This is a genomic window from Rhodothermales bacterium, assembly GCA_034439735.1.
In the GTDB taxonomy this organism is placed as follows: domain Bacteria; phylum Bacteroidota; class Rhodothermia; order Rhodothermales; family JAHQVL01; genus JAWKNW01.
The window spans coordinates 1-11,449 of sequence record JAWXAX010000086.1 but is presented as its reverse complement, the minus strand read 5'-3'; the positions used below and the strand labels follow the sequence as shown (position 1 = coordinate 11,449).

11 protein-coding genes are annotated in these 11,449 nt (G+C 63.3%); 8 read left to right on the top strand and 3 right to left on the bottom strand.

The genetic code is table 11. The features are described from left to right. The first annotated feature begins 47 nt into the window (after positions 1-47). From SH809_07005 to SH809_06980, 6 genes are all read left to right on the top strand, one after another. On the top strand, positions 48-968 hold the full coding sequence (locus tag SH809_07005; GenBank protein MDZ4699435.1) for an NAD(P)/FAD-dependent oxidoreductase: 921 nt from the start codon (positions 48-50) through the stop codon (positions 966-968). 130 nt (positions 969-1,098) lie between these two features. Continuing rightward, complete coding sequence (locus SH809_07000; protein ID MDZ4699434.1) at positions 1,099-1,449, top strand: hypothetical protein; 351 nt, start codon at positions 1,099-1,101, stop codon at positions 1,447-1,449. 146 nt (positions 1,450-1,595) lie between these two features. Then, positions 1,596-1,778: a hypothetical protein gene (locus tag SH809_06995; GenBank protein ID MDZ4699433.1), complete on the top strand. Its 183-nt coding sequence runs from the start codon at positions 1,596-1,598 to the stop codon at positions 1,776-1,778. Positions 1,779-1,930: 152 nt separating this feature from the next. Then, positions 1,931-2,242 carry a DUF4258 domain-containing protein gene (locus tag SH809_06990; GenBank protein ID MDZ4699432.1) on the top strand — a complete coding sequence of 104 codons (312 nt, stop codon included), beginning with the start codon at positions 1,931-1,933 and terminating at the stop codon, positions 2,240-2,242. Positions 2,243-2,460: 218 nt separating this feature from the next. Further along, positions 2,461-2,814 (top strand): KOW motif-containing protein, encoded by a 354-nt coding sequence (locus SH809_06985; GenBank protein ID MDZ4699431.1) that lies wholly within the window; start codon positions 2,461-2,463, stop codon positions 2,812-2,814. An 80-nt stretch (positions 2,815-2,894) separates the two neighbouring features. Then, complete coding sequence (locus SH809_06980) at positions 2,895-3,062, top strand: hypothetical protein (GenBank protein ID MDZ4699430.1); 168 nt, start codon at positions 2,895-2,897, stop codon at positions 3,060-3,062. A gap of 35 nt (positions 3,063-3,097) precedes the next feature. On the opposite strand, the gene SH809_06975 is transcribed toward SH809_06980, so the two are convergent. Next, complete coding sequence (locus SH809_06975; GenBank protein ID MDZ4699429.1) at positions 3,098-5,401, bottom strand: cation:proton antiporter; 2,304 nt, start codon at positions 5,399-5,401, stop codon at positions 3,098-3,100. A 317-nt stretch (positions 5,402-5,718) separates the two neighbouring features. Continuing rightward, on the bottom strand, positions 5,719-7,218 hold the full coding sequence (accC, locus tag SH809_06970; protein ID MDZ4699428.1) for an acetyl-CoA carboxylase biotin carboxylase subunit: 1,500 nt from the start codon (positions 7,216-7,218) through the stop codon (positions 5,719-5,721). Positions 7,219-7,357: 139 nt separating this feature from the next. Between accC and SH809_06965 the strand changes: the two genes are divergently transcribed. Continuing rightward, positions 7,358-8,377 carry a J domain-containing protein gene (locus tag SH809_06965; GenBank protein ID MDZ4699427.1) on the top strand — a complete coding sequence of 340 codons (1,020 nt, stop codon included), beginning with the start codon at positions 7,358-7,360 and terminating at the stop codon, positions 8,375-8,377. Positions 8,378-8,535: 158 nt separating this feature from the next. After that, the gene (locus SH809_06960) at positions 8,536-9,693 is read left to right on the top strand and encodes a histidinol-phosphate transaminase (protein MDZ4699426.1); all 1,158 of its coding nucleotides are present in this window, start codon (positions 8,536-8,538) and stop codon (positions 9,691-9,693) included. A gap of 155 nt (positions 9,694-9,848) precedes the next feature. Here SH809_06960 and typA read toward each other — a convergent pair. Next, positions 9,849-11,449: translational GTPase TypA (gene typA / locus SH809_06955; GenBank protein ID MDZ4699425.1), on the bottom strand; the 1,601-nt coding region annotated here is incomplete at its 5' end.

Sequence of the window (11,449 nt, the reverse complement as noted above, 5' to 3'; positions counted from 1 at the left end):
GCGGCACCACGTGGTGGGTGAGTACCCAGGTTGAGTGACATACCATAATGACTGATCCTTCCCTGTTCGATGCCATCGTCATCGGCGGCGGGCCCGCCGGCCTCAGCGCCGCGCTTGCGCTCGGGCGGTCGCGCCGCCGGGTGTTGGTCGCCGCGAGCGGTCCAACTCGCAACGCGTCGGCCGAGGCATCCCACAACGTCTTCACCCGCGACGGGACGCCGCCGGCCGAGCTCCTCCGCATCGGCCGCGAGCAACTCGCCCCGTACGACGTCGTCATCCGCGAAGAGTGGGCAGTCCGCGCCGTGCGCATCCGGGAGATGGTTATGGTGATGTTTGCCAGCGGCGAACGGGTCGATGCGCGAGGAATCGTTCTCGCGACAGGCGTTCGGGATATCCTTCCCGAGGTGCCGGGGCTGGCGGAGCGCTGGGGACGCGGCGTCTTCCACTGCCCGTATTGCCACGGGTGGGAGGTCGGGGGCCGGCCGCTTGCCGTCTACGGCCGGGGTCTGGATCCCGCGCGGACGCTCCACCTCTGCCGGCTCATCCGGGGGTGGTCCAGCGACGTCATCCTGTTCACCGATGGCCCGGCCGAGCTACCGGCCGCGGACCGGGCGCGCATCGAGCGGAACGGGATTGTCGTGCGCGAGGAGCGGATCGAGCGGCTGACCGGCGAAGGGGGTGAACTCGAGGCCGTCGTGTTGGAGGGAGGTGTGGTCGTGCCCCGGGGCGGACTTATCGTGTCACCGGAGCAGGAGCTCCGAAGCGATCTTCCCAAGCAACTCGGGTGTCCGCTGACGACCCACGGCCGGGTAGAGGCCGGGATCGGCGGCCAGACCGCCGTGCCGGGTGTGTTTGTCGCCGGCGATATCGCCCCCGGGATGCAATCGGTGGTCTCGGCGATGGCGAGTGGGACGCTGGCCGGCGCGATGCTGAACCACTACCTCCTGGAGGAGGAGTTCGTGCGTTAGCCGGGGGCAGGCTCTGGACTTCGTCATCCCCCGGTCAAAGCCGGGGGCAGGCTCTGTACTTGATCCAGGATCCAGGAACTGCAGGGTTAGCCTGCTGTTCCTCCCAGACCAGTCCCCTTTCGCCACAGCCATGATTCGTCTCACCACCTATCTTTTGCTCGTTTCCTTGTTCGCCGGCTGTTCCTCCTTCGAGGACGAAGAAGTTGTTGACATCTCTACCCGTGGGTCGGTGGTTAGCGTCCGGAATGTCTCGGAAGAGACCATTTCCTACGTCGCCATCGAGAGGGATCTCTCCTATCGAGTCGATCTTACGGACCCGTCGATGTGGCCGAAATTCGGCCCTGACGAAGGGTACCACGGTCCGGCCGTAGGGTTTGCGATGGGTTTTGAACCAGGGGATGTCGAGTTCCTTTTTCTCTGGAATACCGGCGAAGGGCTCAACGAAGTGAGCGTCCGGCTTTGGCCTGTGCAGGCAGATTAACCCCGGGTGGTATAGACCCTCGAGCGACGCATTCACGGTATGTTGCGGCTGGCAACGCGGACCTTTTCGGTCGGCGCTGGCACGTGGCTGCGATGTGATGCCGGCAACCCCGAATCATCCCCCCGAGCGTCTCAACGATACCATCTATGCCTCCACCCCCTGAACCCCCCTCAAAAACGGCGACGCCTGCCGCCGGCACCCACGCCAGCCAATCCGGCACCGTGCGCGACCTCCACATGAGCAAAACCGGCGCGGTCACCATCACCGTCGTCCAGGCGGATGGGGTGCGGTTTAAGACGCTTGCGAAAAACGTTTCCGTTGGCCAGTGACGGGCGGGGGTGAGATGGCTGCGCCACCACGCACCGCGAATGGCTGTATAGCTATCCGATGAGGGTCCTGGTAAATCAACAACCGGCTACCTACCTTCGGGGTGGCATCCTTCTTTACGCGCCGGATTCACGTAGTAGCCCTCCATCAGAACTTGGATACCATTCTAAACAGCGTCCGAAAAGCCGCTGCGAAGAAAATCCTCTACCTGCCCCATGCAATCATCCAAATGAGTCGGCCGGATCGCATGATCAGCTCGGATGAGATCGAGGCCATCATCTGGAATGGTGAGGTCATCGAGGACTATCCGGAGGATAACCGGGGGCATAGCTGCTTGATGCTTGGTTCGGTTGAAAGGGCGATCCATGTAGTCTGCGCCCCGAAACAAGAGTACCTTGCCGTCATAACAGCCTATATACCTGATAAAGCAAGCTGGTCATCGGACTTTAAACGGAGGGTGGTATGATGGAATGCATGCACTGCAAAGGTCACATGGAAAAGAAAACAGCTCCGTTTTCGATCGATCGCCATGGGTATCACATCCACTGGCGCGCACTACCAGCCTGGGTTTGCAATCAGTGTGGAGAGGCCTACTTCGAAAAAGAGGAAGTGGACAGAATCCAGAAGGTATTAAGGACAATCGATTCCGAGATGGTGCCCACGAGTAAGGTGGCCTAAGACGCATTGTACCGCAGTATCGAGAGGACCATCCCCCGTGAGCCATACCTGTTTCCATCGTCTTTCCGGCTAAAGCGGGAATCGACAAGCAACCGCGAACGGACGTGCTCACAACGTTGCCTGGGCTACACGGCGGAGCCCTTCAAAAGCCGGCCCCCAAGAGAGCCCCCTGAATCCCCCCTCAAAAACGGCGACCCCTGCCGTGTGGTCGCCGGCACCCACGCCGGCAAATCCGGCACCGTGCGCGACGTCCACACGAGCAAAACCTGCGCGGTCACCATCACAGTCGTCCAGGCGGACGGGGTGCGGTTTAAGTCACTCGCGAAAAACGTGGCGCGGGCAAATGAGCAGGGTGACTGATCGGTCTCGGCGCGCGACCCAGGGTGGCTCATCCCCCGTCATCGAGTGTTAGAAAGACGCTTCGCGGGGCTCAGCGTGACATGCGCGCAATCGTCGCCGGCATTAAGAAACACCACCACCTATGCACCGGCCGCTCGATTCGCATCGGGCATGTCGGCGGATCGGACACCCGCTTCGGCATCGTCAGCCCGGACGACCAGGACTGGGTGATGGTGTTCGACAGCGTGCCCGAGCATCAGATGCCATGACAAAGCCCTCTTTCGTCCAATTCGACCTTCCTAGTTCACTTTTCCAATCCGGACGTCACGCGACGCGTGGGTTGTTCGATCAGGAAACGCTGGCGGTCGGCCTGGAGGATCAGCTGGCGGAGCGCCTCGGAGTCCCGGGCCACCTGCCAGTCCTTCTCAAAACCCGCGCGTTGGACGATCTGGGCGATCGCAGAGAGGGCGCGGAGGTGAAAGGTCCGCTGCTCGGGCGGGCCGGCCAGAACGAACAAGGTGTGCACCGGCTCCGATTCTCCAGGAAACCGGATGCCCTGACGCGCGCGGACGATGACGATTTCGAACGCCGGCGCGTCCTCGACGAGGATATGCGGGATCGCCAGGCCGGGGAGGAGGACGGAGGGGTTGTTCTTCTCCCGCTGCAAAAACTGCTCGGTAAGGCGCTCTGTCGGCTGCCCCAGGCGCGGCGCCAGCATACCGGCGACGAGGGTAAAAAACCCTTCAGGGTCCATGGGTTGGGCAAGGTCCAGGATGGGGGCGTTCGCAACCAGCCGATCGAAGCGGTCGCGTTCCAGGGGCGGTGCGTCCTGCAATTGGAGCAGGGTCACGCGGTCGCCGGCTTCGAGCACGCTCCCGTCATGGAACGGCAGCACGATGCCGTTTTTTTCATGTAGCAGGGGGATACAGGAGGTCGGTGCCTGGGCCTCGCGGAATAACGTTCCGGGCGTGAGCGTACGCTCCAACACAACCGGCGACATCCGCACCTGCTCGTCGTCGACGCGGTAGTCCCACGCGGCAAGATCCAGCGGGCCGCCGAACAACGTCTGCACATGCAGGTGACTCGCCATGGCGTCGCGCCCATCGGGGTCGCCACTGTCGATCAAGAACACCTCCGGTACAAAAAAGACGGTGCGCACGATCTGGGCGACCAGGGCATTGACTTCGGCGTTGGCCGTCATCACCACGCAATACCGCACATGGCCGGCGCCAGCCTCGCTAAGGACGCGCTCGTCGAGTGCGTTGCCATGGAGTGTTTGCAACCCCTCCGCCAGGGCCCGCTCGCAGAGGTCTTTGTTGCGATCGATGAGCATCACGTCGTGTGAGGCGGAGAGGGTCAGCCCAAGCCGCCGTGCCAGCGGGCCGGCGCTGACGATCAGGATCCCCGATCGCTCCTCTTCCGAGCGCACCAGTTCGCCCCGTCCATGCAGCCACGCGACCCCCCACTTGAGGAGCATAGGCACAGTGGCCGTTGTGAAAATGGCCATGAATACAAGGATCGAGAAGATATTCTGGTCGATCAGGCCTGCACTGAGGCCCAGTTGGGCGAAAATGATCTCGACCGCCCCTCGGCCGTTCATGCTCGCGCCGATGACGAGACCCTCGCGCCAGCCGTGCCCCGTGGGTATATAGAACAGGACCGTTCCTAGGATCTTGCCGACCGTCGCCACCCCGATCACGCTGATGAGCAGCATGAGATCGGTCGAGAACACATCGAGGGATACCATGAAGCCGGCGGTGACAAAAAATACGGGCGCAAGGAAGCCCAGCGACGTATCGCGCACCAACTCCATGAGGTCTTTCGATTGCGAGCGGCCGAGCACATGCTCTCGCAAGAACAATCCAGCCAGAAATGCACCCAGGATGCCATGTAGCCCCGCCAGTTCGGCCATCTCGGCAAACGAAAACGCGATGAGCAAGAAGAGCATGAACGTGGACTGGCGCCCCATCTGCTCGAAGCGTCGCAGGAAATGAGCGAGCAGGGGGAATACTTTCAGCCCGAGGACCGAGGCGCCGGCGAAGAAGAGGAGCGCTTTGCCAGTCACCACGAGGATATTGTTCACGTCGAACTGGCTGGTGTCTGCCAGGCCCAACAGGGCGGCGAACAGGATCAGGCAGACCGTGTCCGTGATGATGGCGCCGGCCATCATCACGTGGGCGATGCGTGTGTCCAGCAGCCGTAGATCCAACAGGATGCGGGAGTTGACGGCGAGCGACGTCACGCCGGCGGCCAGCCCCACAAAGATCGCGGATATGTTGGGCGTATCCACCATCCGCATAGCGATGTAAACCAGGATAAACGGCGTCAGAAAACCGCCCACGGCCACCAGTAGGCCGCCTCGTGACGCCTTCCTGAGCTCCCCCGGTTCGATCTCCATGCCGATGTAAAACATCATCAGCAGAATGCCTACTTCCGCGAGGACCGCCAGGGCTTCGCCTCCCTCCAGCACTCCCAGCAGGGGTGGGCCGAGTACAATGCCGGCAAAGAGCTCGCCCAGCACGGCGGGATAGCCGAGGCGTTCGACGAGGACGCCGGCCAGCCACGCCGCGAGGAGGACGAGCAACAGGTTGAGTATTGAAAATTCCACGCAAGTACCAGATCAGAGGACGCCCGGGATTATCCATCCTCCGGGCCTATCGCCCGCGAGGGTGCCGCGTAAGCAGCGGCTTTCGATGGCTCGGGGACGCTCACGGTGATTGAATCGTACGCAGCGGGGCAACGGCCGGGCGTTAGTCCGGGCGGAATCGGGGCTCTCCCGGAGCACCTAGAAGGGTTCGCTCGTGGCGGGGACGGGTCGAAAGGAGGGCTTCCGGCATGTGCGCCATGGTTCAATCGTGTGACGGACAAGGGTGGGGATGGTAGCCACGCGGTCTAAAAATGTTTCGACGACATCGGAGCACCGGTTCAATGCCGGCCGCGTTGCCGCCAGGCGCCGGGGGCCGTATCAATCGGCGCCGCCGCCGCCGGGGGTTTCCGCCGATCCGCGATGAGCGCCGCGGCCAGTGCGAAGACCTCGTCGGGCACGGGGTCGACCGTGGCAAGCGACGCCGGCGTGAAGTGGTCCGCCACGAAATGGGTAGAGAACCGGCCCGACCGGAACGCCTCGTGCTGCATCACGAACCGGCAGAACGGTATCGTCGTGGCGACGCCGGCGATGCGGTACTCACTCAGCGCGGCGTCCATTCTGGCGATAGCGGCGGCCCGGGTCGGGGCAAAGGCGACCAGTTTGGCGATCATCGGGTCGTAGTGGATGGGCACCTCGCCGCCCTCTTCCACGCCGGCGTCCACGCGGACGCCCGGGCCTGAGGGCGGGCGGTGAACGAGCAACCGGCCGGGGTCGGGCAAAAACCCGTTCGCCGGGTCCTCGGCATAAATGCGGCACTCGATGGCGTGCCCGTCGATCGCGAGGTCGGCCTGCGTGTACCCCAGCGGCTCCCCCTCGGCGATGCGGATCTGTTCTTCGACGAGATCGAGCCCGGTAATGCACTCCGTGACCGGATGCTCCACCTGAAGCCGGGTGTTCATTTCCATGAAGTAGAAGTTCAGGTCGCGATCCACCAGAAACTCGACCGTGCCGGCGCTGACGTAGTCCACCGCACGGGCGGCGCATACGGCCGCTTCCCCCATCTTCGCGCGCACGTCCGGGGTGAGCACGGCCGAAGGCGCCTCTTCGATCACCTTCTGGTGCCGGCGCTGGATCGAGCACTCCCGCTCGAACAAGTGCACCGTGTTACCGTGCTGGTCCGCCAGCACCTGGATCTCGATGTGCCGGGGTTCGACGATGTATTTCTCGATAAACACGCGGTCGTCTCCGAAGGCGGCGCCGGCCTCTCGCTGCGCGGTCTCGAGCGCGGCCTGGAACGATTCCGGTGCGGTCACCAGACGCATGCCTTTTCCGCCGCCACCCGCCGCCGCTTTGATCAATACAGGATAACCGATGTGTTTGGCGAGTCGTTTCGCTTCGGCGGGGTCGGCGACGGCGTTCGGGCTGCCTGGCGCCATCGGCACGCCGGCCTCCTGCATGAGCGCCCGCGCGGCTGTCTTGTCCCCCATCGCCCGGATGGCCTGAGGCGCCGGGCCTACAAATGTCAGGCCGGCGGCGGCGCAGGCCTCGGCAAAGGCGGCGCGCTCCGAGAGGAAACCATAGCCGGGATGTACGGCGTCCGCGCCGGACTCGCGCGCGGCCGTCAGGATTTTTTCGATAACCAGATAAGAAGATGCCGAAGGCGCGGGCCCGATAGCGTATACTTCGTCGGCCAGTTGAACGTGCGGGGCGATTCGGTCCGCGTCGCTGTATATCGCGACGGTTTGGATGCCCAGCCGCCGGCACGTACGGATGATGCGTACGGCGATTTCGCCACGGTTGGCTATGAGCAGCTTCCGGATTTTTCGGAGATGAGCCAAAGTTCGGATTTCTTTTTGCAGGATGGACCGCGACCCGCGATCGGCCTGGCGCTACCTCGCCGGATCGATGGGTCCATCCACAATGTTGCTTTGGTTCGGATCGAAAGCAAAGCTGATAGGTAAGCGTTCCACGAAAGATATGGCGACCTGGGCACCGACGATGTCGGATAAAAAGGATTACTATAAAATTCTCGGTGTACACGAGCGAGCCGCGCCCGAAGAGATCAAGAAAATGTACCGGCAGCTCGCACGTGAATACCATCCGGACCGCAACCAGGGGCGGCCCGATGCCGAGGAACGGTTCAAAGCGATTCAGGAAGCCTACGATATCCTTTCCGATCCCCGCAAACGCCGCCTGTACGACCACCATCGCCGCGAACCGGCCGAGGCGTTCGAGGCGCCGAACGGCGATACCTTCTACCGACAGGCCGACGGCGCCTATGTGCGTCGCGAGCGGCGGCGGCCCCCCGATCCGCCCTACACCAACGGCGCCCGCAGTGGCGATGGCCCCAGCCGAGGTTCCACGAGTGGCTCTACCCATGGCGCTAGCGCGACGAACGGCGCAAGTAGCGGCTCGGGCGGGGTGAGTGGCTTCTTCAGCCGGCTTTTTGGGGGCAACGAACAGGAAACAGCCGATCCTGGCGATAAACGTAGTTCGCTGGATCTCGACACGCGCCTGCGCCTCTCGTTCACCCAGGCCCTCAAAGGCGGCAAAACGGAAGTCACCCTACCCCACGGCGAAACGGTGCGGATCAAAATCCCCCGGGGCGTCCAGTCGGGCTTCAAAATCCGACTCAAGGAACGCGGCCGCGTCGCCGCCAGCTCGATCGGCGATCTGTACGTCACGTTCGAAGTGGAACCGCACCACTTCTTTCGACGCATCGGGGACGACCTGCACATCACCTGTATCATCAACCCCATCGAGGCCATCCTGGGCATCACCCGCAATATGGTAAACGCCTACGGTACGCAGATCAAACTCAAAATCCCCCCCGGAGCGCAGCCCGGCTCCAAGCTCCGCCTCAAGGGCCAGGGCGTCAAGACGGAGCAAGACCTGGGCGATATGTACGTACAAATCGATATCCGCGTACCGGAAAATCTCACCGTCCAGGAGCGCGAAATACTCCGCGAGGCCGCTCGGAAGGTCAATCTGATCTGAAACGACGTCCCGCGCTCATTGAAATCTGGTGAGATTAAAAAATAATCAATCTCAAAAGCGCTTTGATCTAAATAGCCTGTAGTTAGTCCCTGGTTTTAGTTTAAAAAGGGAGATATATTCGGGATCGTACGGTTTATTCACGATCACCGCCTCGTCTTATGGAATCTCCCCTTTTCCCCGTTGATGCCACCGCTTCGTTGTCGCGCCGGCAGTGGTTTCGCCGCGCCGGCACATCGGCGATGGCGCTGGCGGTGGCCCCGCACCTGCCGGCGTGGAGCCAGGCACCCGTGGTGGGCCGCGTCCGTCGCGGCGACGAGCCGGTCCGCCTCAACTCGAACGAAAACCCGTACGGCCCCTCACCGAGCGCCCGCGAGGCGATGACCGCGGCGTTCGACGAGGCCTGCCGCTACCCCTACGCCGGCGCGACGGAGGCCCTGGTCGCACGCATCGCCGAGCGGGAGGGCGTCACTCCGGAACACGTCCTGGTCGGCTGCGGCTCCGGGGAGATCCTGGCTATGGCCGGGATGACCTATGGTTTACACGGCGGCGAAATCGTCGCTGCCGATCCGACCTACCAGGGGATGTTGACCTACGCCGAAGGCGTCGGTGCCTACGTTCACCGCGTCCCGCTCACCGACGACCTGGTGCACGATTTCGTAGCGATGGAGCGCCGCGTCACGCCGGCCACGCGCCTCGTGTTCGTGTGCAACCCCAACAACCCGACAGCGACCATCGCGCCGCCGGCCGCCGTGCGCGACTTCTGCGAGACGGTGTCCAGCCGCGCGGTGGTGTTCGTGGATGAGGCCTACATCGATCTCCTGGACGATCCGGCGGCGCACACGATGATCGATCTCGTTCATCAGGGCCGCGACGTGATCGTCGCCCGCACCTTCTCAAAAATCCATGGCCTCGCCGGCATGCGCATCGGGTATGCCATCGCCCGTCCCGACATCATCGCGCGCATCGCGGCGTACCGCATGGGCAGCCCCAATGTCCTCGGCGTGCGCGCCGCTATCGCCAGTCTGCAAGACACGGCGTTCCAGGCGTACAGCCGGGCGCGCATCGCGGAGGGACGCTCGTTCGTCAACGCCGTGTTGGACGAGGTCGGGTACCGTTATACCACCTCCCACGCCAACTTCGTCTTCTTCCATACCGGCGTGCCCATCCAGCAATTCCAGAAAACCATGAGCGATCTCGGGGTGCTGGTGGCGCGGCCCTTCCCGCCGTTGCTGGATTGGTGCCGGGTGAGTATTGGCACGACGGAGGAATTGCAGGTGTTCGCTACCGCGCTCCGGAGCACAGCGTCCAGAGGATAACTGCGCCGACTCTCGTTGGGCCTGGCGGACGATGGTTGCTACTGGTGCCCTCGCTGGCCTTGCGGCACATGAGCCTGGTGCGCGCCGCCCGGACCGTGCCCGCCGGATCGCAGGCCGAGCCGGTGTCGGCGTAGCGCCGGCGTTTACTCTGGCGTTTACTCGGGCTGGCTCTTCCGCTTCCGTTCGTTTGGATCCAGGTACCGCTTGCGCAGGCGGATGCTCTTCGGCGTCACCTCGATCAACTCGTCCTCGCGTGTAAACTCGATGGCCTCCTCCAGCGACATCAGGCGCGGCGGCACCAGCTTCTCGAACGAGTCCGCCGAGGCGGCGCGCATGTTGGTCAGCTTCTTCTCCTTCGTGATGTTCACGTCGAGGTCGACATCGCGGCTGTTTTCACCGACGATCATGCCCTTGTAGACCTGATCCTGCGGGCCGACGAACAACACCCCGCGCTCCTGAATGTTGATAATGGCGTATCCGGTGACCTTGCCGGTGCGGTCGGAGACGAGCGCGCCGGTGGAGCGGTGGGAGATCGAGCCGGCCCACGGCTTGTAGCCCTCGAAGATGTGGGTGAGGAGGCCCGTGCCTTTTGTGTCCGTCAAAAACTCCGTGCGGTACCCGATGAGGCCGCGGGCGGGGATCAGGAACTCGAGCCGAACGCGGCCCGACCCATGGTTGGTCATGTGCGTCAGCTGGCCCTTCCGCGGACCGAGTTTCTGGACGACGATGCCCATGTGCTCCTCCGGGACGTCGATGAGTACTTTTTCGTACGGCTCGTGTTTATGCCCATTGATGATCTGAGTGATCACCTGAGGCATTCCCACGGCGAACTCGAAGCCTTCGCGGCGCATCTGTTCGATGAGGATCGCCATCTGGAGCTCGCCGCGGCCGAAGACCAGAAAGGACTCCGACGTTTCCGTCGTTTCCAGGCGCATGGCCAGGTTGGTCTCCATCTCCTTTGTCAACCGGTCACGCAGGTTGCGCGAGGTGACGTACTGGCCTTCCAGGCCGCAGAAGGGCGAGTCGTTGATGCGGAACTCCATCGACATCGTCGGCTCGTCGACGTGCAGCGGCGGCAGGGGCGAGGGGTTCTCGGCATCCGTGATGCTTTCACCCAGGCCGATGCCGGAGATGCCGCCGATGGCGATGATGTCCCCGGGGCCGGCACTGGGTATTTCCACGCGCGACAGGCCCTGATAGCCAAAGAGGGCGGTTACGGAAACGACGGTCGTGGAGTCGTCCCGGTGGTAGATAACCACGCGCTGGCGCTGGCGGATAGTGCCTTGCATCACCCGGCCGATGGCGAGCGGCCCGAGGTACGGATCGGGTACGACGTTCGTGACCAGCACCTGCAGTGGCAGGTCGGGATCACCCTCCGGGGCCGGCAGGCGGTCGATAATAGCCTCGAAAAGCGGGCTGAGGTCCGTCAGCGGCTCGCTGAGGTTCGTCGTGCACTTCCCGTCGCGGGCGACGGCGTAGAGCACGGGGAATTCGATCTGGTCCTCGGTGGCGTCGAGATCGATGAACAGGTTGTAGATCTCGTCCAGCACCTGCTCGGGGCGAGCGTCCTGACGATCGATCTTGTTGATGACCACTATGGCCGGCAGATGGAGCTCCAGCGCCTTGGTCAGCACGAACCGCGTCTGCGGCAGCGGGCCTTCGGCGGCGTCCACGAGGAGCATGATGCCATCGACCATCCGCAGCGTGCGCTCGACCTCGCCGCCGAAGTCGGCGTGGCCCGGCGTATCGACGATGT